A 25,131-nucleotide genomic window follows, 5' to 3' on the forward strand; every position below is an offset into this window, starting at 1 on the left:
ACCGCAACCTCCTGTTGTCGAAATAACATAGGTAAAGACGCCTGATTCGATAGCAATCCCGCTAATCGTAAATACTTTGGTAATCTGATTGAAAGTACCTTGAATTCCGTTAGGCACCGTTCCTGAAATTAATGAAGCTCCGGTGGCACCATTGCCAACTACATAACTAATCGGAACTATCGGTTCATTAATACAAATAGATTGTGACACTGTAGCTATCGGTGATGTCAAAGCAATCGTAACATTCGGATTAATCGTGATGGTTCCATTTTTAGTATCGGTACCACAACCACCAACGGTTGTCACTACATAAGGAAACGAACCAACAGTTGCTGTAGATCCAGAAATGGTGAAAACCCCGGCATTATAAACACCTGAAATACCTGTTGGAAGACCCGTAACCGTTGCACTTGTTGCGCCATTATTGACACTATACTTAATTGGTGTAATAGGCGTATTCATACAAGCACTTTGGAAAGTCGTAATCGGTGCTGATGTTAAAATCAATTCTACTTCAGGTTTTACAACCAATGAGCCGCTCAATGAAGCACTGGAACAACCGCCTAATGTAGAAACTACAAAATTAAATGTGCCTGTTTCCAATGCTGTACCGCTTATCGTAAGAACACCGGCTGAGAAAATCGCATTCACACCTAATGGTAATCCACCAGAAGTAATCGATGCGCTTATAGCATTATTAGTAGTATACTGTATCGGTGATATGCTTGTATTGATACAAAGATTTTGTATGCTAACTCCAGATGTCAACAAAATATTTGCCATTGGGAGAATATCCACTGTAGCCAAACTACTATCATTCGTACATGGTGCTGTGCCAAGAATCGTATAGGTAAATGTACTCGATGTCGATCCAGCTAAAGGAATGAAAGTTCCTGCTGAAGCATTAAAATTTCCTCCAGTTCCTGAAGTTCTTGCCCATGTTCCGCCGGGTTGTTCTCCTGATATTAATGCAAATAAATCAACGGTTGTTGATGCGCTTTCACAAACTACTTGTGGAGCTCCGTCAACACCAGCATTAGGCTGTGTATTAATATTGACTGTCGCCAAACTATCATCATCCAAACAAGGAGAAGTTCCAATCAGCGTATACTTAAATATACTTGTGGTGGCTCCAACTCCTGGTATAAATGTACCGTTGGCTGCGTCAAAAGTTCCGCCTGTTCCTGATGTTCTGCTCCAAATTCCGCCGGTTTGTTCTCCTGCGATTAAACCGTATAAATCAATCAATACCGAGCTACTATCACAAATGGCAGTAGACCCGTCCAATCCTGCATTAGGTTGCGCGTTGATATTGACTGTGGCTAAACTGCTGTCATTGGAACAAGGTGAAGTTCCTATTAAAGAATAAGTAAAAGTACTAGATGTTGCTCCTGATAATGGCGTGAATGTTCCTAATACGGAATTAAACAAACCTCCTGAACCTGTACTTCTAGCCCATGTCCCGCCTGATTGTTCTGCGGTAATGAGTGAATATAAATCGATTGCAATGGTACTACTATCGCAAATTCCTGTCGAACCATCAACACCGGCATCTGGCTGTGCATTGACATTAATCGTAGCAATACTACTAGAATTTACACACGGTAAAGTTCCCGAAATTTCATAGTTAAAAGTACTATTCGTCGCTCCTAATGAAGGTGTAAAAGTGGCGTTTGTCGCATCGAATATTCCGCCTAATCCTGTAAGTCGCGTCCACGTTCCTCCAGACTGTTCTCCATTAATTAATGAATACAAATCAATGGCTGTTGTACTATTTTCGCAAACTTCTATTGGTGCTCCATTAACGCCTGCATTAGGTTGTGCATTGATATTAATAATAACATCACTTGTATCATTCGGGCATGGTAAAACGCCATTCACCGTGTATCTAAAAGTGCTGGTAATGGCTCCGGGAGCTGGTGTAAAAGTGCCTAATAATGCATTAAAAATACCGCCGGTTCCTGTCAATCGTGTCCAAGTTCCACCTGCTTGTCCGCCCGTTATTAAATTGTATAAATTGATTGCCGCCGTACTACTATCACATACTGTGGTTACTCCATCATTTCCTGCATTAGGTGATGCAATAACAGCAATACTCACTTGGCTATTGTCATCGACACAAGGAAACGTTCCTACAATATTGTAATCAAAAACACTGGAAATAGCGCCTGGTGTTGGCGTGAATGTTCCTGCTATGGCATCGAAAATTCCGCCGGTTCCGATAACGCGTGTCCAAACACCACCCAATTGTTCACCTGATATTAAACCAAACAAATCTATCGCTGTGTTACTGTTATCACAAACTAATAATGGTGCTGCGGCTGTTCCGGCATCAGGTTGCGCATGAATATATATTGTAGCTACACTACTCGAATTGACACATGGTGAAGTTCCTGCAATCTCATATTGAAAAGTACTGTCAGTAGCTCCGACGGCAGGCGTGAAAGTCCCGTTAATGGCGTCAAATGTTCCGCCAGTTCCAGTCAATCTAGTCCATGTTCCGCCTGTTTGTTCTCCGGAAATTAATCCATACAAATTAATCATCGTGGTACTGCTATCGCAAATCGTGTCATTTCCGGCTACACCTGCATTCGGTTGCGCATGAATGGTTATCGTCACATCGGCAGTATCGTCAACACAAGGTAAAACTCCGAATATTGTATATCTAAATGTACTTGTTAATGCTCCTGTTGCAGGCGAAAAAGTACCATTAATCGGATCAAACGTTCCTCCTGTTCCTGTCAATTGTGTCCATGTTCCGCCGGTTTGTTCGCCATTAATTAATCCATACAAATCAATCATGGTTGTATCGCTATCACAAATCGTAGTGCCCACGACTGCTGTTCCGGCATCAGGAACTGCGTTGATATTAATAGTCGCAATACTGCTGGAAGTAACACATGGCAGCGTTCCTAAAATTTCATATTGAAAAGTACTGTCAGTAGCACCAGTTGCCGGAGTGAAAGTACCATTAATCGCATCAAAAGTTCCGCCGATTCCTGTTAATCGTGTCCAAGTTCCGCCTGTTTGTTCGCCAGTAATTAAATTGAATAAATTGATTATTGCAACACTACTATCGCATATCACCAAAGGCACTCCAGCTACTCCTGCATTGGGTTGCGGATTGATATTTATTGTGGCTATACTGGTTGAATTGACACAAGGTAAAGTTCCTAAAATCTCATACTGAAAAGTACTATCTGTAGCTCCAACTGCTGCTGTGAATGTTCCCGCTGCCGGATTAAATAAACCTCCGGTTCCTGTTAGGCGCGTCCAAGTTCCTCCTGCTTGTTCGCCGGCAATTAAACTATATAAATCAATAAGGGTAGTGTCACTTTCACAAATCGCAGTATTACCAGCAGTTCCAGCATTTGGCTGTGGATTGATGGTTACAGTAACATCGCTACTATCATCAATGCAAGGTAGCGCAGCTGTGATAAGATATCTGAATGTACTTGTAGTCGCTCCCAATGCCGGCGTAAAAGTACCATTAGTTGTATCAAGCGTACCGCCGGTTCCTGTTAATCGTGACCAAGTTCCACCGGTTTGTTCTCCTGCAACCAATCCGTATAAATCAATCGGAGTTGTACTGCTATCACAAACTATTGTCGATCCGCCTAATCCTGCATCGGGTTGGTTTTTAACTTCTATGGTTGTAACCGAAGTACAAGTGTCTGTAATACCTGTTTGACAAGTAACCGTAAACGTATAATTCCCTACCACAGTTGGCGTTCCTGAAATCGTAAAAGTATTCCCTGAAAAAGATCCTGTAACTCCTGGCGGTAAATCCGCAATAGGAACAGAACCCGCTGTTGCTCCAGTTGATGAAGTATAGGTTATTGCCGTTATTGGTGTATTCACACATACCGTCTGCAAAGAGGACGAAGCAGTGACGGTGCAAGTACAAGCTTCAATACTAACAGGTGTATCAACCGTAAACAACGCACAGTCTCCTGTTGCAGGAATTTCGTAAGTCACAATATAATCGTCAACGGTGCTGCCAAAAGGGGTTATGGCTCCTGTTGCAGGGTCTATAATTAAACCCGCAGGTGAAGCTGAATAAGTTCCGCCCGGTGTTAAAGCAGTATTGGTTATTGGTTGTGGCGTGAGTATATTATTGCAATACGGACTTGCAGCATACGATATCGTTCCTGAAGGTGAAGGAATCACATTCAAATTAAATGTTTTTACAATCGCACAATCCGTAGAAAACTGATGAATTCTTACCCAAATCGTCGCTGTCGTTCCTGGAATAAAATACGAAGCTAAATCGGCATCAGGAATGACGCCGTTAGAGAGGCCATAATCAGCTTCTCCACCAGCATTCGTGTTATAATAAATGATTTCGTAATCTGAAGGAGTTGATAAAGTAGAAGACATTAAACTCGTCTGATCAATATTAAACTCATAAGGTGCCGGCAACAATGTACACAAAGTAAGATCTAAAGGCTGAGTGGCTGTGATTTGTGGTAAATATACTATCGTAATATCATCTACAGACAATCGACATCCACTAGGTGTATACTCTTCAAAAGTATATACACCACTTTGTGTAATTGGTAAATCAGGATTCACTTCAGTAGGAAGTAATACGCCATCTTGATACCATTTTAAAATATTTGCGCTAGGTGTAACGCCAGAATTAATTGCTGCTGTTTGACCATAACAAAGGGTAATCGTATCTCCGAAAAGGCCACCACTAACAGATAGTTCCAGCGGCTGTATTCTAAAGTTTTTTATGAAAACTGCGGAGTCAAATATGTTGTCATTTCCGGGACCTGCGTTGGCAACTGCTAATTTAATATGATAAGTTTCTCCACAAACTAAAGGCGCTGTGGCTCTAAGCGGTGTTGTAAATCCGTCATATTGAATACTTGCATTTACGCCAGGAGTTGTACCTATTCCGTTGCTTACATAATAAGTACAATTTCTGCAAGGTCCTGCATTTGCTGTTCCATTGTTTACATTCCCAATCGACACTACGTTATTGGCTGTATTCGTAGTTGGTGTTAAAGCGATGTTGATGGCCCCGCCAGAATATGGCCCGGCCAAACCCATTCCACTCAAAAAGAATCCAAAAGTATCATTGAAAGCGGAAGCAGTCCATTCGGGATATTCTTCTGAAGCAAAAACATAATCAAAATTCAAAACCAAACCTGTAGCCACAAAATCAAACTCTAAAATCGACACATTATTGATAGCTTGTCCTGACAATAAAGCCAAATCCACATCTCCTTGAGTTACTGTAGTAGTTGTTAATGATCTATTTCCTGCATTATTTGGTTCATTAGCAATAGTGGCTTGCCCCGTAGTAAGTAAAATTCCCGCATCGAGACCCAAATTCGTAGCATTAAAATTAGTGCTGAATTCTGCAGCCTGATCTCTTATTGCTGTAGCCTGTGCTGAAGATCTATTAAACTTAATATTGGTTGGCACTACACCGTTACCAACAAGAACATTCTGAACCAATTGCGCTGGAGTCTTAGCTGTATTGTTAACAATCAATTGGGCATTAACAGCAGAACCCAAAAACAAAAATAGAATCAGTACTTTATTTTTCATCCCAATAAGTAACAGGCTAAAAGTTAAATTAATGCTTAATTGCCCAAATATAAATAAATGCTCAAAATAACTTTGTTAAATTTGCAGAAAATACTCCATCATGACTAAAATTGCCATAAAAGAAACACAAAATCCTACCATTCTTAAATTCGAATTTCCCGATTTTATCACCCAAAACGAAAGTTTCGAATTCAAAAATATCGACGAAGCCAAAAATTCACCGCTGGCACAACAACTATTCTACTTGCCTTTCGTGAAGTCGGTATACATTTCAGGAAATTTCATTGCCATCGAACGCTACAATATTGTCGAATGGGACGATGTCAAAGAAGCCGTTGCCGAGCAAATCGAAAATTTCGTAACCCAAGGCGGCATCATCATCAAAGCCGACGAAACCAAAACCCAAAAACAACCCGTAACCGTATACGGCGAAACCACACCAAATCCGGCAACACTCAAATTTGTAGTCAATAAAATGGTGACCAAAAATGCGGTCGAATTCAAAAATATCGACGAAACCCTACCTTCGCCGCTCGCCAAAGAATTGTTCAATTTTCCATATGTTAAAGAAATTTTCATCGACGAAAATTATATTTCCGTAAGCAAATACGAGAGCTACGAATGGAACGACATCACACTAGAACTGCGCTCGTTCATCAAACTTTTCATCGAAAATGGCGGCACCGTACTCGACGAAAGTTTCATCGCAACTCCAAAAATAGAAAAGCAAAAAATCGAGAATTTCGACAACCTCGACACCACTTCACAACAAATCATCAACATCCTCGAAGAATACGTAAAACCTGCAGTAGCAGCTGATGGTGGCAATATTTTATTCGATTCGTATGACGAAAAAGAAAAACGCGTCAAAGTGATTTTACAAGGTGCGTGCAACGGTTGTCCATCATCGACATTCACCCTGAAAAGCGGCATCGAAAACATGCTCAAAGACATGCTCAACGACGAAAACATCAAAGTAGAAGCACTTAACGGCTAACTAAAAAATAAAAAATTATACCTTTAAGCGTTTCTTTTTTGAAGCGCTTTTTTATTAGGAGCTAATCCCGCTTTCCACTAAATCTTTTCTGCCGAACGCCGGCAGAAAAGGATACCGTTCCAATCGGGGCTAGGGCTTTGACTTTAAGATTGTAAGATTTTGAGACTATAAGACGCCTCTTTCTTACAATCTTAGAGTCTTAAAATCTTACAATCCATTAAAAACCATGAACGAATTATCCAAAGAAACCAGCCCATACCTACTCCAACACGCCAACAATCCCGTACACTGGAAAGCATGGAATTCCAATACTTTATCCCAAGCCAAAACCAACAACCAACTCATCATCGTCAGCATCGGCTATTCGGCCTGTCATTGGTGTCACGTGATGGAACATGAAAGTTTCGAAGACAACGAAGTCGCCCAAACCATGAATGCACATTTCACCAACATTAAAGTCGATCGCGAAGAACGCCCCGATGTCGATGCAGTCTATATGAAAGCCATTCAAATCATGACCGGACGCGGCGGCTGGCCATTAAATATTGTCACACTTCCCGACGGCAGACCGATTTGGGGTGGCACCTATTTCCGCAAAAACGAATGGATTAATTCCTTAGAACAACTGCAAGAATTGTATCAATCGCAACCCGAAAAAATGCTCGAGTATGCCGAAAAATTACAAACCGGATTGGAAAGTCTTTCTATTATCCCCGAATCAAAAACCGAAGTGTTACAGGATTTGATCTTACCTCTAATAGAAAAATGGAAGAAAAGTTTCGACAATGATTTCGGTGGTATGGCACGCGCTCCCAAATTTATGATGCCCAACAACTACGCTTTTCTGATGCGTTACGGATTTCAAAACAACGACCAAGCACTTTTAGATTTCGTCGATTTAACTTTAACCAAAATGGCGTACGGTGGCCTTTTCGATACCATCGACGGTGGATTTTCACGTTATTCTGTTGATATGAAATGGCATGTTCCGCATTTCGAAAAAATGTTGTACGACAACGGCCAACTCGTTTCGCTTTACGCCGATGCCTACAAACGAACCAAAAATCCACTATATAAAGAAGTCATCGAAAAAACATTGTCATTTGTTACGCGGGAATGGCTTACCGACGAAGGTGCTTTCTATAGCGCACTCGACGCCGACAGTTTAAACCAAGAAGCACATCTTGAAGAAGGTGCCTTTTATGTTTGGACGGAAATCGAATTAAAGGAAATTCTAAAGGAAGATTTCGATTTATTTAGCATCGTTTTCAACATCAATCCGTTTGGGCATTGGGAACACGACCACTATGTTTTGATTCAAAGTCAAACGCTCGAAGCCATTTCTAAACAGAACGAAATCAGCGTTGTAGCATTACAAACTAAAAAACAACAATGGGAAAAAATGTTGTATGCCGTTCGTGAAAACCGAAGCAAACCCAGACTCGATGACAAATGCCTAACATCATGGAATGCCTTAATGCTGAAAGGTTTTGTCGATGCATACAAAGCTTTACATGACCAAAACTATTTAGAAATCGCACACCAAAACGCCGCATTCATCATCCAAAAACTTTGGTCGCCCGAAGGCAATTTATTGCATAGTTATAAAAACAACCAAGCCAGCATCAACGGATTTTTGGAAGATTATGCTACGGTTATCGAGGCTTTCATTGCGTTGTATGAAGTTACCTTTGATGAAAAATGGTTGCAATATTCTAAGCAATTAGCAGATTATAGTTTAGAACATTTTTATGATAAAACCAGTTCGTTTTTTACTTTCAAATCTGATCTCGACGAAGCATTAATCACAACACATTATGAAACTGAAGACAATGTGATTCCTGCGTCGAACTCAATCATTGCGAAGAATTTATATCGACTCAGCATTTATTTCAATCATTCCTATTATGAAAAAATAAGCACTGAAATGATTCATAAAATAATTCCAAACATTGATTATCCGTCTGCCTTTTCGAATTGGCTTGATGCTTTTTTAAACTTGTCGCCACAACAGAAAGAATTGGCCATTTGCTCAAAAGATGCGGTGCTATTTAGTGCCCAATATAACCAAGAATACATTCCAAATGTCGTTATAGCCGGAACAACACAACAGTCCTCATTGCCTTTCCTAGCCGAACGTTTTGTTGAACAAAAAAATCTGTTTTATGTCTGTCAAAACAAAACTTGCGATTTGCCTCAAGAGCATTTTGAAGCGGCTTTCAAAGATTTAACCTCATAAAAAGAAATCCTTTTCTTTTTTTTGTAAATTTGAGAATTAACCAATAAAACACACACCATGGGATTAGGATCATTTTTTAAAAATCTGTTCGGTTCGGCCAAAGAATCTGCTGAAGAAATGGGAAACAAAGCCGGCGATTTAATAAACGACACCGTAGAAAAAGCCAAAGAAGCAACAGCACCAATGCTTGAAAAAGCAGAAGAATACGCTGAAATTGCCAAAGAAAAAGCAAGTGAATATTCTGAAAAAGCAGGGGAAACAATTGGCGAAGTGATAGAAACCGTCAAAGAAAAAGCAGCACCGGCGATGGCAAAAGCGGAAGAATTTGTTGCAGATGCAAAAGAGAAAATCTCAGAAACCGTAGAAATTGCTAAAGATAAAGTCAATAATCTGATGGATGACGGTTCAGAAGAAGCAAAAGAAACTGTTGAAAAAACAGCAAACAGAATCGAAGAAGATGCTGATTAAATCTTAAAAAAAACTATTTTTGCAATGAATATAACCTTCTCATTTTGGGAAGGTTTTTTATTACTTTATACATGGAATTACGAATAGACCTCATCGACCAATATGCCAATTCACTAACAAAAGTCTTGATTGACTATGCTCCGAAACTGGTAGCTGCCTTGTTGCTGTTAATCATCGGTATTTGGGCGATCCGTTTCATCACATCCATTTCACGAAAAATCATGATGCGTCGGGAAGTTGATCAAACACTGATTGAGTTTTTATCGGACATTATTTTTTGGGGATTGAGAATCATATTATTCATCGCTGTTATTTCAAAATTGGGTATTGAATCTTCTTCATTTCTAACGATTCTCGGAGCCGCAGGATTGGCGGTGGGTTTATCTCTGCAAGGCTCATTATCTAATTTTGCAGGCGGCATGTTGATTATTCTTTTCAAGCCTTTTAAACTTGGTGATACTATAGAAGCGCAAGGCGTATCAGGAACTGTCATCGATATTCAAATCTTTGTCACGCAATTATTAACCGCCAATAACCAGGTCATTTTTGTTCCTAATGGCGCTTTGTCTAACGGAACGATTATCAATTATTCTAAGCAAACAACCCGCAGAACAGATTTGACAATTGGCGTTTCTTATGACACCAATATTAAAGATGTTAAAGACATTATTACCGGAATTTTAAATACCAATCCCAAAATTTTAAAACACCCTGTCGCTACTGTTTCCGTAAAAGAGTTAACGGATTCTGGAATAAAAATAGCTATTCGAGCTTGGGTAAAGAATGAAGATTTTGCTGATGTTACTTCATTCATTTTGGAAGATTGCAAAACGGCTTTCGACCAATCTAAAATCGATTATCAGCCTTTTGTTCGGGAAACTTCGAAATAAGTTTTTTACATTTATAACATAATTCACCATCATGAGAAAAATAATTTTCGTTTCCATCATTGTATTCTTTATCCCTTTGGTTTCATTTTCGCAAATGCAGAATCTAAATGTGAATGTGGAAGGTAAGATTTTTCATAATCCGAAAAGTGAAACAAATCGAATTTTAGGAACGCCATACACTCAGAGCAAGTTTGCCTATGCAGAAATTGAGAACATTGACCAAAAGCATTTTATGAGATATAATGCTTATAGTGATAATTTTGAATTCATTACGTTCAAAAACGACACTTTAGAAATGATAAAGACTGATAACATCAATAATATTACGTTCACAAACCCTCATAAAAAATATAGTTATGTGAATTATATTTCTTCTACCAAAGGGCGTATGAAAGGGTTTTTAGTTGAGCTGTATGCCAACGGCAGTTTTGCGTTGTATAAAAAAGAAGCGATAACTTATTATGCCGGCAAAAAGGCCAGAAATTCTCAAGAAAGTGACTTGCCTGCTCGTTATTCAAAAGTAAGCTATTCGTATTTTTTAAAAACAAAGGCAGAAAGTATTATTCCATTTCCCGATAGCAAAAAACAACTTATAAAATTATATCCCGATAAAAAGGAAGCTATAGAAGCATTTGTAAAAGAAAACAAAATCGATTTTGACGCAGATGAAGATCGTATTAAAATCATCGCGTTTTTAGCTGGGTAAATTACTTCTTTGGCGCAGTGGTCATAAAGTCTTTCAAATAGTACGGTTCAAAATAAGCTACATCAACTGTATCTTTATTTTGGTATTTTATGTAACTCAACGAACTCATTTCATTAGCGGAAGGAAACACAATATGGTCTTCAAAAACAAAATTAGATTGTGTCAAAATCGTTTTGCATTTTTCTGAGCTGTCGCCTACAAAATGTATTGTACCTCCGAATGCCAAAAAAGAATCTTCTGTAATAATTTCGGCTTTTGTATTTCTTATTTTTTGGTATTGTGCATTGAAAACGGCACTGTATACTTCCATTCTTCTTGCATCAATCATCGGAATGATGAAACCTTCTGAAATGGAAAGTTGTCTTGCTAAAATTTCCAAAGTATCTACAGCAATCATAGGAATATTCAGAGCATAACACAAACCTTTAGCGGCAGAAATACCAATACGCAATCCCGTATAAGAACCCGGTCCTTGGCTGACGGCTATGGCATTTAAATCTTTGTAATTTAATTGCAATTCCAGTAATAATTCCTCTATGAATACATGTAATTTTTCAGCATGAGAATAGCCCGATTCAGCGATTTCCATGCACAATAATGTAGTGCCATCTTGCGCTATCGAGACCGAACAATTCTTGGTCGACGTTTCAATATTGAGAATGTAAGTCATTATTTTTTGGATTCAACTGGATTTGTTTTCGAAGCAATTTTGACTTTATCGCCCGAATTTAAATCTTTAGTTACTGTCGTGTATGGACCGACAATAATAACATCGCCTTTTTTAATACCTTGCGTAACTTCGATGTTGGTGTCGTCTTGAATGCCGGTTTTGATAATTCTGATTTTCGATTTATCGCCGACTTTCACAAAGACACATTCGTATTTTTTATCGCTTTTAGGTTTGACTTTATTTTCTTCAGAATTTGGATCTTCTATTTCGATTTTCTTCACTGCAGTCGTATCAGACTTCACCACAACAGCGCTAATGGGAACCGCTAAAACATTTTCTTTTCGAGTCGTAATGATATCAACTGTTGCGGTCATTCCCGGTCTGAATGGCGAATATGTCAATGGTTTTCCCACCAATAAATCTTGATATGATTCTTTTAAAATTCTAACTTTCACTTTAAAATTAGTCACCTGATCAGCTGTTAATGTCGTACTTGCCGAATTAGAAATACTCGTCACAATGCCTTTGAATTTCTTTTTCAAATACGCATCCACTTCAACGTTAGCGGAATCACCAACATTTATTTTTACGATGTCATTTTCATTCACATCGACTTCCACTTCCATATTATTGAGGTTGGCCACACGCAGAATTTCGGTTCCTGTCATTTGTTGTGTTCCTAAAACACGTTCGCCCAATTCTACATTCAACATCGAAATCGTTCCATCAGCTGGCGCATAAATGGTCGTTCTTCCCAAGTTATCTTTAGCTTCATTCACCGTAGCAGACGCACTTTGCACATTGTAATACGCCGATTGCTTGTTGGCTTTTGCACCTTCAAATGCAGAAACTGCTTTATCCCAATCTGATTTTGAAATGATGCCTTTATCGAACAAGGTTTTGCTTCTGTCATAATTCGATTTGGCTTCTTGAAACGATGCATCAGCTTGACCCAAACCTGCTTTGGTTTGCGATAATCCGGCAATGGTTCTGTTGTAACCTGAAGTATATAAATCTGGGTTAATTTTTACCAACAAATCACCTTTCTTTACGACTTGTCCTTCTTTTACAGGCAATGCGATGATTTCACCTGATACTTCAGAAGAAATTTTGACTTCAATTTCGGGTTGAATTTTACCTGTAGCAGAAACGGTTTCTACAATCGTCATCGTATCGGCTTTGGCCACTTCGACATCGGTTATCTTTTCTTTGTTTCCAATAATTCCTTTTTTAGAAAGCACCACTAATACAATGACTAAAATAACGGTGGCTGCAATTAAATAATAGGTTGTTTTTTTTGACATGACTTCAATTTATTTAAGAATCTGTAATCCAAAATAGAACTCGACAATTTTGGTTTTAAAAATATAATCGTATTTGGTGCGCAAAACTTCCGATTGTGCATTGGCAAACAAACTCTGCGCTTGGTTAAAATCGAAAGCATTCATCATTCCGACGGCGTATCGTTCTTTGGCATAATTGAAAGCACTTTCTCTGGCTTCCAGTGCAGCAACCGCTGATTCATAAGTATTGTAGGCACCTTTGGCATCGGTATAAGCTGTAAACACATTGCGTTCTAAATCCAATTCACTTTGTGACAACGCTATTTTACTGCGCTCTAAAGCTACCTTCGAACGGGCAACGCCATTTCTTGCTGAAAACCCATTCAATATTGGAAGGTTGAGTTGCACCCCAAAATTATGTCCTTTGTTATCGCTAAACTGATTGAAAAATGGTGCAGGATTTCCATAACCTGTAAAATTTCCAGTGGCGTCAAAAGTGGGAACTTCTGCATATGATATTCTCGTATTGAATCTATAAAAACCTTGTAATGTAGGTTGGTAAGCACCTTTAGAAATCTGAACATCTTTCTCAGCAATTTCTAAATTGGTTTTGGCAATCTTCACTTCAACACGTTCTTCTCTTGCTTTTTGATAGATGGCTTCCGGAGTTTGAAACATCACTTCACTTTGTTTCGCTTCATAATCCGCATCAACAATATCAAAATTTTGGAAATCTTCTAATTGCAGTAATTGCGCCAAGCTTAACTTAGAAATCAACAACGTATTTTCTGCAGCAATAACACGCTGTTTATCGCCGGCAACCGTGGCTTTAATATCCAAAAGATCGCCTCTTGGAATTGAACCCGCATTGACCAATTCTTGAGTGCGCGTCAATTGTTTTTGATTGATGTCTAATTGTTCGTTTTGAACTTTGATATTTTCTTTATTAAACAGAATTTGCAAATACGCATTGGCAACATTCAATGAAATGTCATCTTTCATTTTAGACAATTGGTATTGTGCGGCAACGATTGACAGTTTGGCTTTTCTGAAATTATTCTGATTTTGAAGCCCTTTATAAATATCGATTCCTGAATCTAAGCCTGCTGAAGTAAATTGTGTAGTTTCATTTTCTAAAGCGTTGGTTACAATATTGGTATTTAATCCGATATTCCATGAATGAGATGCAGTGGCGTTAATGCTCGGCAAAAAACTTCCTAATGCGCTGCTTTTACTAATTTGTGCAGTTTGCGAATCTAATGCGGTTTGCTTGATGCTGATATTGTGTTCTAAAGCATATTGCACACATTCTTCCAACGTCCATTTTTTAGATTGCGCTTGCGATGACCAACCGACAATCAAAAGGAAAGTAAAGTGAAATATTTTCTTCATGTTTTGCTTGATGATAGTGTTACAAAGGTACAGTACAATTTTAATTTTAATCTTAGTTTTCTTCAAAATAGCGATGCTTATTAAGAATCTAATCAAAAGTATTGAACCTGAAATCGGTTAGACTTGAGCTATTATTTTTTGTTACACATCGCGTTGAAATAAAATAATTATCAATGGTTTTTAAAAGATTTTTGGCTTTGCGACTTCGCGTCTTTGCGAGATATTAAATTCGCTCGCAAAGGCGCGAAGCCGCTAAGTGTATTATATTTAAAGTAATTGGTATAAAGTTTCCTTTAATCAATTAAAAATAATTATCGTTTGATTAATTTTGCGGACAACAAATTCTATAAAAATGCCAACTCGTTTCCGTTCGTTTCTATTATTTTCATTTTCCGTTTTAATTCTCGTAGGTTGCAGCACTACCCAAAAAATCGAAGCTTTAAAACCAGAAGCCGATGACGCATCGCCTTTACTTTATGACAACGCAACATCATACATCAATATTCCAGTTAAAATCAAATTGAAAGACATCGAAAACCAAACCAACAAGACTTTAACTGGTTTGATTTACGAAGACAACAACATCAACGATGATGATTTGGAAATGAAAATCTGGAAACTCGCGCCGATTACTTTGGAGAATTTAAACGGTAAAATCAAAACTGTTTTGCCTTTAAAAGCTTATGTCAAATACCGTATCGGCACTAATAAATTGGGCATCGACCTTTACAATACCAAAGAATTTAATTTCAATGGCAATGTGACTTTACTCAGTGACATCCACTTGACAAATTGGAAATTGAGCACCAACACCGAATTCAAATCATTGGATTGGAATGAAAGTCCAAGCGTAACCGTTTTCGGAAAAGCCGTTCCAATCACTTATTTAATCAATCCCACCATTGCTTTATTCAAAACAAAAATCGAAAAAAGTATAGATGCTGCGATAGCCAAATCGATGGATTTCAAACCCAATGTTTTAGATGCTTTGGAAAAGATTTGTACGCCATTTCAAATGAACGAAAGCTACGAAAGCTGGTTGCGCATTGTACCTCAAGAGCTTTACACGACCGATGCCAAACTTCAAAAAGAATCGATTGCTTTTGAAATGGGATTGAAATGTCTGATGGAAACATTAATCGGACAACAACCTCAAAGTCAATTCGACCGCAACAAAATCATCTTGAAACCTGTGCTTAAAATGCCCGAACATGTCACGGCCAATATTGTTGCTGTATCAACTTATGAGCAAGCTTCTAAAATTATGACCAAGAATTTTGCTGGGCAAGAATTCGGTACCGGCAGTAAAAAAATAACCGTTCAAAATGTTTCGATTTGGCATAAAGACAACAAGATGATTATTGCGCTTGATGTTCTCGGAAGCATCAATGGTAAAATTTATCTGAGTGGATTTCCGCAATATAATGATGCTACAAAAGAAGTTTATTTTGACGATCTCAATTATGTGCTTGATACCAAAAGCAGATTGTTGAAAACTGCGAACTGGTTGGCTCAAGGTTATGTGTTGAAGAAAATCCAGCAAAGTTGTCGCTATTCTATTCAACCCAATTTGGACGAAGGGAAATCGAGTATGCAAAAATATTTGAAGAATTATGCGCCAATGCCTGGCGTTTTCGTAAACGGAACATTGAAAGACATTCAATTCCAACGCATGCAATTGACCAACAAAGCGATTATTGCTTTCATTAAAGTCGATGGTGATGTATCGGTTTCTGTAGATGGCTACTAAGCCTTTTTCTTTTGGTACATTTTATAAATCACAAACCCAATCACCGCAACTAAAATATACGGAATCATCATTAGATAAACGATGCCGTCATTGACTGCTTCGGCTTTTTTGACGTTGCCTTCACCTTCTAAAGCGGCGCGACACATGGCACATTGCGCATTCATGGAAAGAGAAAAGAGGCAAGATACTAGAAGCAAGAAAGTCGTTCTCATAGCTTTAGTAAACATAGTAAGGCGCAATCATCAAATAAACAATAACGCCGGTCACAGCAACATACAACCAAATCGGATAGGTAATTTTTGCTATTTTTTTATGGCGATCGAAACGTTCCGCTAGCGCACGCACATAAGTCACAAGAACCAATGGAATCACTGCAATCGACAAGAGAATGTGCGAAATCAAAAGGAAGAAATACACAAATCGAATCATGCCTTCACCACCGAATTTCGTAGCATCTGAAGTCATGTGATAAGCAACATACATTACTAAAAAAAGTACGGAAAGTGCAATAGCAAAAGTCATCAATCTTTCGTGAAGTTTTCGATTGCCGTTTTTTATCGCTTTCACGGCAACTATCAAGACGATAGCCGTTAATCCGTTGATTGTCGCATAAATTGGCGGCAGAAAAGAAAGTGGCTCCACTTTAATTCCAAAATCTTTGAGTTTTACGCTAAATAAAATAGCCACAACAACCGGAATTACTATCGAAACAGCAATGATGAATTTGTCGAATTTATGCTCGATAGAATGTTCTTTCACCACCGTTTGTTCCCGATTCTGATCTTCTGTAAAATTGTTTTCCATTACTCTCTTAATAAAATTGCTATGTCTTGTTGAATGGCTTTTACACCTGCTTTTTCCAATCCATCATAATATAGAATTGGGTTGCCATAATCGTCTTTTCTGCAACGGATGTTTCCGTTTTTATCGATCAATGCGAACAAACCCGAATGCTCGAATCCGCCATTGACTTTACTGTTTTCGCCCGCATATAAATTAAATCCTTTATTGGCAAGGTCATAAATATATTTTTTGTCGCCCGTTAAGAAATGCCAATTCGATGATTTTACGCCTAACGCTTCCGCATGTGCTTTTAAAACTTCAGCGGTGTCATGCTCCGGATCGATGGTGATGGAAACGATTCCGAAATTAGGGTTTCCGAAGAATTGGTTTTGAATTCCAATCATACTTTTATTCATAATCGGGCAAATCGATGGGCAAGTCGAAAAGAAAAACTCCAACACATATACTTTCCCTTTATAATCGGCATTCGTGATTGTTTTATTGTTTTGATCGGTCAATTCGAACTTTGGAGCCGGGCCGATTTTTTGCAATTTCCCGTCATTCGTTTGCGTATTGGAAACATTATCCAAACGTTCGCCTTTGACGACATCACCGTTTTGAATTCGGGTTATGATTTTAGGAACGGCATAAATTCCGAACAATAAAATGATAAAAGAAATTCCGATATAGGATTTATTTTTTAACATGAGTGATGCATTTATATTTGTCGATCCGCATTGTTTCTTTTGAGTGCCAAACGATATTCTGCCAGAATCACTTTAACATCGTCGGTCATTTCGTTGTATAAATCTGATGGTGAAGCAGCGTTATAGCCTTCTTTGTATTGGTCTTTGTCTTTGCGACCGCGCAGGTTTCTTTTTTTATCGATAATGAATACATTGGAAGTTCCAAAATCTGCATCGAGTTTGCCTTTGAGTTTTAATGTATTGTAGAATGATTGGATTTCATTCGTTGGCGCAAACACAAACAACCATTTAGACACATCAGTAATATCATCCAATCCATTCAGAATTTCTTTGACTTGGCTTTGCGTTCCTTCAGGAGCAACCATCACAAACTGAAAATCTTTGAACTCTCGATTCTTATTGTAAATCTTCTGATTGAGGTTGAAGTAATTGCCTTTGTTTTTTAGAATATCTGTACCAGTGAATCCGAGAATGGTGATTTTTTTATTCAATGTAACCGGTTGCCCGTCGAGTGATTGCCAATGCCCAATATCGGGAATGTTTGGCGTAACCGTTGGAAGAAACATAAAACTATTGACTCCGGTAGCAAAGAAAAGATAGGCAACGATGGGAAATATAAAGAGAATAAAAAGGACAATATTTTTTTTCATTGTGCAAGGTGAATTAACCGAATACAAAAATAAAAAAAGGTACGCAATGCGTACCTTTTTTATGAATTAATATGATGTTAAAAATTCCATTTAATCGTAGAACTTTTAAATATTTCGAAGATGTAATCGGCTTCAATCAATAAAATAAAAAGTAAGTAGGCTACTAAGAAAACTACTGGTGTTACTACAGCCCATCTTAGTATTGATTTTTCACCTTCCATGTGCATAAACGCCCAAACAATGTAGTAGGCTTTGAAAATGGTTAAGATGTAGAAAATCCAATTCAGCAAGTTCATTCCTAAGAAATGCGTCATGTGTAATGCGTCGGGTTTTGAAATTCCAAGGAAAACCTCAACGGTTGTAACTACTGATAACAATCCGAAAACAAACCAAATTCTTTTTGTATTAGATACGTGCTCGTGTGACATAATAATAACTTAAAAATTAAACAAGATAGAATACGGTAAATACGAATACCCAAACCAAATCGACAAAGTGCCAATACAATCCGACTTTTTCTACCATTTCGTAAGTTTTTCTTTTATCGTAAGTACCCAAAAGTACATTGAAGAAAATAATGACATTGATAATCACCCCAGAAAATACGTGGAAACCGTGGAAACCTGTAATGAAGAAAAAGAAATCAGCAAACAATTTGCTTCCGTATTCGTTTCTCTTAAGGTTTGCGCCTTCAACCACCATGTGAGCATTCTCCAATCTGATTTCAGATTCCGCTCTGGTTAATATTGTTTTATGTTTGTGTTTGGTTAAAGCATGATCGATTTTAGGATCGGCTTTAGCTGCAGCGTCATCTTTGTAAATGACTTCTGTTCTTACTAAAATTTCGGGATGCATTTTAAAACCAGCTTGCACTTCAGCTACAGAATAGGTAGGCAAACTTGGTTCGTCCATAAACCAACGCCCTTTATTTCTTTCGAGTTGTTCTCTTTCTTCAGGAAGTGTCGCTGCAAAATCTTCTAGTTTTACTCTTTTCCCTGTATTGTCGACGAATTGCAATAAGCTTCCGCCTTTGGTTTCGATGGCACCATATTCTCCGTGAATGAAGTTTTTCCATTCCCAAGCTTGTGAGCCAACGAATATCAAACCACCGATAATGGTTAGGAACATATAAAAAGCAACTTTACTTCTATTCATATGATGACCGGCATCAACCGCCAAAACCATGGTCACAGAAGAGAAAATCAAAATAAAAGTCATTAACGCTACATAATACATCGGCGCAGAAACACCATGCATAAATGGGAAGTGGGTAAATACTTCATCGGCTAATGGCCAAGTTTCAATAAATTTAAATCTAGAAAAACCATAAGCTGCCAAAAATCCTGAGAAGGTCAAGGCATCCGATACGATAAAAAACCACATCATCAATTTGCCGTAGCTCGCTCCGAATGGCTCATTGCCGCCACCCCAAGTTTTTTCTTCGTTGTTTGCAGTAGTAACTGTCGCTCCCATAAAAGTTATTCGTTAAAAAGTTCCCAAATTTACATTTTTTTCTTATTTAAAGAAATATAAAAACAAAAACAAATAAACCCACAATAAATCAAGAAAATGCCAGTACATCGCACCTAGCTCTATTCCAAGGGTTTGAGTGGAATTGTATTTTTGTTTAAAATGATTATAAATTATAATTAAAAGCGAAATCAATCCGCCAGCAAGATGCGCCAAGTGTGTTACGGTCACAACATATAAAAATGTCGTGGTAATATTACTAGCGCTTCCTGTGAAATAATAGCCCTGTTCAACAATCTGCCCGAAGCCCATAAATTGTAAAATCACGAACAAAATTCCCAGCGCTAAAGTACCTAAAAGAAATGAAGTAGTGGCTTTTCTATTGTCTTTTTGTATCGCTTTTTTTGCCAAATGAAACATAACGCTACATCCAATAATAACCGCCGTACTATAATAAAACGCCATCGGCAAGTGAAAATTCTTCAACCAATCCGCTCTCGATTTACTCACTACAAAAGCACTCGTCAATCCCGCGAACATCATCGTCATGCTGACCATTGCAAACAATAAAAGCAGTTTGTACGATCTTTCATTTCTGGCTTTTTCTTCGGCCACTGTCAATTTATCTGGTGTCATTATCGTAAAAATTTATCAATGATATATACAATTTGTAACAAGGTAATATAAGAAACACTTACCAACATCAGGGTTCTAGCCGCTTTCGCTGTTCGTGTTTTATACAATCGAATCGCGTAATACAACATCCACAATCCCAAAACAAAAATCACAACAGCACTTATCGGGCTAATAAAAAATTCGCCCGTATAACCCAAAACCGGAAGCAATGATGCTATGATCAACCAAATCGTATACAATATAATTTGCAATGCAGTCGATTTGTCTTTCTTCCCTGAAGGCAACATAAAAAATCCTGCTTTCGCATAATCGTCATACAAAAACCAACCGATCGCCCAAAAATGCGGGAACTGCCAAAAAAATTGAATCAGAAATAACGTGCCCGCTTCAATGCCAAAATTGCCCGTAGCCGCAACCCAGCCTAACATAAATGGAATCGCACCCGGAAACGCACCCACAAAAACAGACAAAGGTGTCATCGTTTTAAGCGGCGTGTAAATACTCGTATATAAAAAAATGGAAATCGCGCCAAACATCGCCGTCTTCGGATTGATCGTATACAAAATCGCAATTCCCGTCAAAGTCAACAGACCAGCAATCATCAAAGCGGTACTAGAAGTCATTCGTCCCGCAGGAATCGGTCGGTTTTTGGTTCGGTCCATCAACGCATCCAAGTCTTTTTCAATCACCTGATTGAAAGCATTCGAGGCACCCACCATACAATAACCACCAACAGCCAGTTTGAGTAAAATCAACCAACCCGAAACATGAAAATCAACCACGCCCAACATAAAACCCGCTAACGAAGAAAAAACCACACTCACCGCCAATCGCGCTTTGGTGATTTCTAAAAAATCTGTCGTAATAGCCTTTATGGAAAACGAATTTGCAGTTGCGTTCAATGCGTGTCGATTTGTGTTTTTCAAAACTGTTGCAAATGTACTTTATCAAAAGGGATTTGACAAAAAAACAATTCATAAAAAACCACAGTTTTAATCTGATTTTTTTTAGGAGCTATTTCCTGCTGTACGCTTTATCTTTTGCGCCGAACGCCGGCACAAAAGGATGCTCGCTTCCATCAGGGCTAGTGGAACAGATTGTAAGATCTTACAGTCTTAAAATCTTACAGTCTTAAAGTCTTAAAGCCTTAAAGTCTTAAAGCCTTAAAGTCTAATAATCAAAATACCAATTGAAAATATCGCAACGCAATCCAACAGAAAACCAAGTCGTTTTTTCTTTAAATGTAGTAAGTGTTTCTTTCGTCGGATTGAAATTTCTATAAATCAAACTTCCGAAAAGCTTCATATTCGTTTGCGGATTGACCAAATAACCGGCTTGCATATCAGCAATCATAATCGTGGTTTTATTTCCTTGTCCCACTGTGACATTCGTTTCGTATGGTTTGTTATCGTTATAATTCAAATAAATATTCCCTCCATAATTATATGGATCTTCTGCGGTATTAAAATCCAAACCACGCACGCCATACGTCAATTTAGCATCCGCAAAATAACGCCCTTTATGATAACGCGCAATCAATATCATTTCCCTGAAATTGCCGCCCCATTGGTGGCCCACATTCTGATTCGCATGACCGTAATTCGTCAACGGATCGCTGTGCGAATACACATAAGGTCGCACATGATTGTATTCCAATTGAAGCAGCAAATGCTCCACATTAAAGGCATTAAAATACTTCACACCCAACTGATAACCATATTTGTTTTTCCAGCTTTTGTTGGCTTTTTTTACTTCTTCCAAAGAAAATTCATCGAGTAAAAACTGCCCATACAAATTGATTTGGTTGTTCCATTTGTATTTGTATGTCAATCCTAAAAGCGCATTTCCGGTTCTTGCCGAAGAAGCAAACTCTACAGAACGATAAAAAACAATCGGATTGAAGAAACTCATATCGAATCCGCGCCCATTCGTATTGGCCCAAATCACCGATTCAAACAAACCAATGTTGAGTCGTTTGGTAGCGTTCCAGCTCAAATAATGATTCGCCATATATTTCGTGGCGTATGTTTTTTCGTCAATAGCATCGGTTCGGATGTCTTTCAAAAACATATACGTATTCGTGTACTTTATCTTCCAAAAACTCGTGTTGATTTTAAAAAAAGGATACGGACTAACACCATCGGTCGTGATCAAAGAACGGTAACCATCGCCAATAAAATTCCTTCCATAACCCGCTTGAAACGTAAATATTTTACTTGGTGAATACGTGATATAAGCTTCCGCCATCGACATATCATAAGCATCTTTTTTGAATTGTTTGGCAATCCCAATTCCGGGAATCACCGCCGGATCACCCAAAGTAGAATCTGGCCCGTATGGTTTTATTGATGCTGCATAGCGATTGTAATAATCTGCAAATCGACCTTGACTTTCAAAAATTGTTGTCGTAAAAGTCACTTGCCTTCCTAATCCGCCTTGAAATTGAATACCGCGTGTATTGAGGTAAGTGTATTTCATGTCAGTCTGACTCGGGCTGCTTTTCCCCATTTGCAAATCAAAAATCGGATTGAGCGCAAACCAGTAACCGTCGCCTTGGATTTCAACCAAATTTTCATTAAACAACTTTCTGCCCCACCAATTCTTTTTATCAATCTGCAATTGCTGATTTTCTTCACGAAAATTAAAATATTTCGCAACATCAGCATAAGTATAGGGTTTAATCGCTGTGTGATTATTGGTTCCGACTTGATTCATCTCCGCATCAAAATGGGCATAATAACTGTGTGAAAATGGAATGCTCAAGCTGCTTTCAAATTTCGGATTGTTGAATTTATGATACGCCACATTATCATATTCCGTGAGTTCTTTATCTTTATTGAGTGTGTAGTTTTTCGATTCCGCAATTCGGATTTCCTCATTTTCTTTGGCAGTATCAGCCGAGCTTTTTAACGGTATCGCAATTTTTATGGTATACTTAGCATAGGTTGGATTGCCGTTGTAAGTCGCCGGTTCAATTTTAGGCAATTGTGTGAAAACATTTTTAGCTTCTTGCGCCAAACGTTCTTCATTCGTATCGACATACAATGTTTTAAAAACACCTTGCGCATTGACTTCAAAAAGCACAATGATACTGCCTTTGTAATTGGATGTTTTTAAATCTTCGGGGATTTGAAAGTGATTGTAAACAAAATCCTGAACTTGATTATTAAAACAACTTTCCAATTCTTGGTACTTTAAATTTTTACATTCTGGAAAAATAGGAAACTGCTCCATATTGGACGTTACACTTTGAGCCGTAATCGTCCAAAAACCGAATAGTAAAAACAATAAAGGGAATATTTTTTTCATGAATGATAAATTAAATTTAATACGCGGCATCCGAAACTTGTCCGTCAGCAATGGCTTTAGCACCTGAAGTTCCGATTCTTTTGACACCAAGTTGAATCATGGCAACGGCTTCTTCATAAGTTCGAACACCGCCGGCTGCTTTGACCGGAAGCGGCGAAGCATTTTCGAGCATCATGATAATCGTTTCAATCGTGGCGCCGTTGGGCAAATTGTTTTTAGTCGCAAAAAAACCTGTAGATGATTTTACAAAAATATTGGAATAACATTCTTCTTTAAAATTCGACATGACCAAATTTTTGATTAAAGCTGAAAGCTGAATAATTTGTTGGTGGTTTAAAGCCGCGACTTCAATAATCCATTTGACTACTTTGTGGTGGTCTAAACCCAATTTCGTGCAGTTCAAAATTTCTTCTTTAACAACATCGATATTGCCTTTTTTGAAAGCGTTGTAATTGCATACAAAGTCCAAATCATCGGCGCCATTATCAATGGCTTTTTGGGATTCCTTCATTTTTTTTACCCAAGTCGATTTGCCTTCGGGAAAGTCGATTACGGTTCCAATATCGACTTTCGAATTGCTTTTGACAATCATTTCCTTCGCCATCGATACCATTTCCGGGCGAATCATAATGAGTTTGAATTTCTCGTCGATGGCTTCTTGAATAAACTTTTTGGCAACAGCTACATTGTCGCTTTCGGAAATTCCGGCTTGCACAGCGGTTTTCAAATAAGTCGAATCGAGGTAATGTTTTATATTCATGGTATAAAAATAAAAAAATCCCACTGATGCGGGATCATTTTTTTATTGAATTAATTTTAAATCTTCTTCGATGAAAATTTAGTTCCTATAAGAATCACTATAATGGCTAAAACTGAACCGAATGTATTGGCCAATACATCCAGAATATCCGCCTTGCGAGTTGTGGTGAAAAGCTCTTGAGCAATTTCGATAGCGATGCCATAAACAACAGCAGCCAAAACAACTTTGAGCAACGAATTACTACTATTCGGATTTTTTGCTTTTAAATAGAAAGCCCAGAGCATGGTGAAGACGAAATGCAAAGTAACATGCACATATTTATCAGCACCACTAATTCCTATTTTAGGTAAGCTATTGAAACTTACAAGACATAACACCGCAATGAGAATGGTCCACAAACTTGCCAAACACAAGAGTGCTTTTTTATGCTCCAATAAGGGTTTTATAGTCTTCACTTGAAAGTAATTCATCGATGTCTGCAACATTAGCCACTTTCACTTTAACCATCCAACCAGCACCGTATGGATCTGAATTTACGATTTCGGGATTGCTCTCTAAAGCATCATTAAATTCGATGATTTCACCAGCTACAGGAAGAAACAAATCCGATACTGTTTTCACTGCTTCAACGGTTCCGAAAACTTCATCTTTGTCAAGCGTTTGATCGAGGGTTTCTACTTCAACATATACAATATCGCCTAATTCTTTTTGGGCGAAATCGGTGATTCCAATCGTTGCAATTTCGCCATCGATAGAAATCCATTCGTGGTCTTTTGTGTACTTTAAGTTCGCTGGTATGTTCATTTTATTTGACTATAAATTTAGTATTGACATCAAAGGTAAAGCTTACGATGATGAT

General features: G+C 38.2%; 22 protein-coding genes. 6 read left to right on the forward strand and 16 right to left on the reverse strand.

The genetic code is table 11. The features are described 5' to 3' along the window. Positions 1–5,562: choice-of-anchor L domain-containing protein (locus RMO03_RS08945; RefSeq protein WP_309641761.1), on the reverse strand; the 5,562-nt coding region annotated here is incomplete at its 3' end. Positions 5,563–5,662: 100 nt separating this feature from the next. Between RMO03_RS08945 and RMO03_RS08950 the strand changes: the two genes are divergently transcribed. The 5 genes from RMO03_RS08950 (at position 5,663) to RMO03_RS08970 (ending at position 10,862) form a co-directional block, all read left to right on the forward strand. Further along, positions 5,663–6,559 (forward strand): NifU family protein, encoded by an 897-nt coding sequence (locus tag RMO03_RS08950; RefSeq protein ID WP_309641762.1) that lies wholly within the window; start codon positions 5,663–5,665, stop codon positions 6,557–6,559. 226 nt (positions 6,560–6,785) lie between these two features. Continuing rightward, positions 6,786–8,798, forward strand: a complete 2,013-nt coding sequence (locus RMO03_RS08955; protein ID WP_309641763.1) for a thioredoxin domain-containing protein — start codon at positions 6,786–6,788, stop codon at positions 8,796–8,798. A gap of 57 nt (positions 8,799–8,855) precedes the next feature. Beyond that, positions 8,856–9,266, forward strand: coding sequence for a YtxH domain-containing protein (locus RMO03_RS08960; RefSeq protein ID WP_309641764.1), 411 nt, complete (start codon positions 8,856–8,858; stop codon positions 9,264–9,266). Positions 9,267–9,337: 71 nt separating this feature from the next. Beyond that, positions 9,338–10,156, forward strand: a complete 819-nt coding sequence (locus tag RMO03_RS08965; RefSeq protein WP_309641765.1) for a mechanosensitive ion channel domain-containing protein — start codon at positions 9,338–9,340, stop codon at positions 10,154–10,156. 31 nt (positions 10,157–10,187) lie between these two features. Continuing rightward, the gene (locus RMO03_RS08970) at positions 10,188–10,862 is read left to right on the forward strand and encodes a hypothetical protein (RefSeq protein ID WP_309641766.1); all 675 of its coding nucleotides are present in this window, start codon (positions 10,188–10,190) and stop codon (positions 10,860–10,862) included. A gap of 1 nt (position 10,863) precedes the next feature. Here RMO03_RS08970 and tsaB read toward each other — a convergent pair whose 3' ends face one another. Genes tsaB through RMO03_RS08985 form a run of 3 tightly spaced genes read right to left on the reverse strand, consistent with a single transcriptional unit; the run spans position 10,864 to position 14,207 of the window. Beyond that, a complete protein-coding gene (tsaB, locus tag RMO03_RS08975; RefSeq protein WP_309641767.1) occupies positions 10,864–11,532 on the reverse strand; it encodes a tRNA (adenosine(37)-N6)-threonylcarbamoyltransferase complex dimerization subunit type 1 TsaB in 669 nt (222 codons plus the stop codon). Beyond that, positions 11,532–12,836 carry an efflux RND transporter periplasmic adaptor subunit gene (locus tag RMO03_RS08980; protein WP_309641768.1) on the reverse strand — a complete coding sequence of 435 codons (1,305 nt, stop codon included), beginning with the start codon at positions 12,834–12,836 and terminating at the stop codon, positions 11,532–11,534. The genes tsaB and RMO03_RS08980 overlap by 1 nt, the downstream gene beginning before the upstream one ends. A 9-nt stretch (positions 12,837–12,845) precedes the next feature. Next, complete coding sequence (locus tag RMO03_RS08985) at positions 12,846–14,207, reverse strand: TolC family protein (RefSeq protein WP_309641769.1); 1,362 nt, start codon at positions 14,205–14,207, stop codon at positions 12,846–12,848. Positions 14,208–14,559: 352 nt separating this feature from the next. On the opposite strand from RMO03_RS08985, the gene RMO03_RS08990 reads away from it, so the two are divergent. Continuing rightward, the gene (locus RMO03_RS08990) at positions 14,560–15,957 is read left to right on the forward strand and encodes a DUF4403 family protein (RefSeq protein ID WP_309641770.1); all 1,398 of its coding nucleotides are present in this window, start codon (positions 14,560–14,562) and stop codon (positions 15,955–15,957) included. Here the strand turns inward: RMO03_RS08990 and RMO03_RS08995 are convergent. From RMO03_RS08995 to gcvH, 12 genes are all read right to left on the reverse strand, one after another. Next, on the reverse strand, positions 15,954–16,169 hold the full coding sequence (locus RMO03_RS08995) for a hypothetical protein (RefSeq protein WP_309641771.1): 216 nt from the start codon (positions 16,167–16,169) through the stop codon (positions 15,954–15,956). The genes RMO03_RS08990 and RMO03_RS08995 overlap by 4 nt on opposite strands. Before the next feature lie 4 nt (positions 16,170–16,173). Beyond that, on the reverse strand, positions 16,174–16,716 hold the full coding sequence (locus tag RMO03_RS09000; protein ID WP_309641809.1) for a DUF420 domain-containing protein: 543 nt from the start codon (positions 16,714–16,716) through the stop codon (positions 16,174–16,176). 44 nt (positions 16,717–16,760) lie between these two features. Next, positions 16,761–17,447: an SCO family protein gene (locus RMO03_RS09005; protein ID WP_309641772.1), complete on the reverse strand. Its 687-nt coding sequence runs from the start codon at positions 17,445–17,447 to the stop codon at positions 16,761–16,763. A gap of 11 nt (positions 17,448–17,458) precedes the next feature. After that, positions 17,459–18,097 (reverse strand): hypothetical protein, encoded by a 639-nt coding sequence (locus RMO03_RS09010; RefSeq protein WP_309641773.1) that lies wholly within the window; start codon positions 18,095–18,097, stop codon positions 17,459–17,461. Positions 18,098–18,174: 77 nt separating this feature from the next. Further along, the gene (locus RMO03_RS09015; RefSeq protein ID WP_309641774.1) at positions 18,175–18,525 is read right to left on the reverse strand and encodes a cytochrome C oxidase subunit IV family protein; all 351 of its coding nucleotides are present in this window, start codon (positions 18,523–18,525) and stop codon (positions 18,175–18,177) included. A gap of 16 nt (positions 18,526–18,541) precedes the next feature. Next, positions 18,542–19,570: a cytochrome c oxidase subunit 3 gene (locus RMO03_RS09020; RefSeq protein ID WP_309641775.1), complete on the reverse strand. Its 1,029-nt coding sequence runs from the start codon at positions 19,568–19,570 to the stop codon at positions 18,542–18,544. 42 nt (positions 19,571–19,612) lie between these two features. After that, positions 19,613–20,203 carry a cytochrome c oxidase subunit 3 gene (locus tag RMO03_RS09025; protein WP_309641776.1) on the reverse strand — a complete coding sequence of 197 codons (591 nt, stop codon included), beginning with the start codon at positions 20,201–20,203 and terminating at the stop codon, positions 19,613–19,615. Next, positions 20,203–21,105: a heme o synthase gene (gene cyoE, locus RMO03_RS09030; protein WP_309641777.1), complete on the reverse strand. Its 903-nt coding sequence runs from the start codon at positions 21,103–21,105 to the stop codon at positions 20,203–20,205. Before cyoE ends, RMO03_RS09025 begins: the two co-directional genes overlap by 1 nt. Before the next feature lie 268 nt (positions 21,106–21,373). Next, entirely contained in the window at positions 21,374–23,512 is a 2,139-nt protein-coding gene (locus RMO03_RS09035; protein WP_309641778.1) for an energy transducer TonB, read from the reverse strand. 16 nt (positions 23,513–23,528) lie between these two features. Next, the gene (deoC, locus tag RMO03_RS09040; RefSeq protein ID WP_309641779.1) at positions 23,529–24,272 is read right to left on the reverse strand and encodes a deoxyribose-phosphate aldolase; all 744 of its coding nucleotides are present in this window, start codon (positions 24,270–24,272) and stop codon (positions 23,529–23,531) included. A 56-nt stretch (positions 24,273–24,328) separates the two neighbouring features. After that, positions 24,329–24,706 carry a VanZ family protein gene (locus tag RMO03_RS09045; RefSeq protein WP_309641780.1) on the reverse strand — a complete coding sequence of 126 codons (378 nt, stop codon included), beginning with the start codon at positions 24,704–24,706 and terminating at the stop codon, positions 24,329–24,331. Further along, complete coding sequence (gcvH, locus tag RMO03_RS09050; protein ID WP_309641781.1) at positions 24,696–25,076, reverse strand: glycine cleavage system protein GcvH; 381 nt, start codon at positions 25,074–25,076, stop codon at positions 24,696–24,698. Before gcvH ends, RMO03_RS09045 begins: the two co-directional genes overlap by 11 nt. Positions 25,077–25,131: the final 55 nt, after the last annotated feature.

It is taken from the genome of Flavobacterium sp. (assembly GCF_031411595.1).
GTDB lineage: Bacteria > Bacteroidota > Bacteroidia > Flavobacteriales > Flavobacteriaceae > Flavobacterium.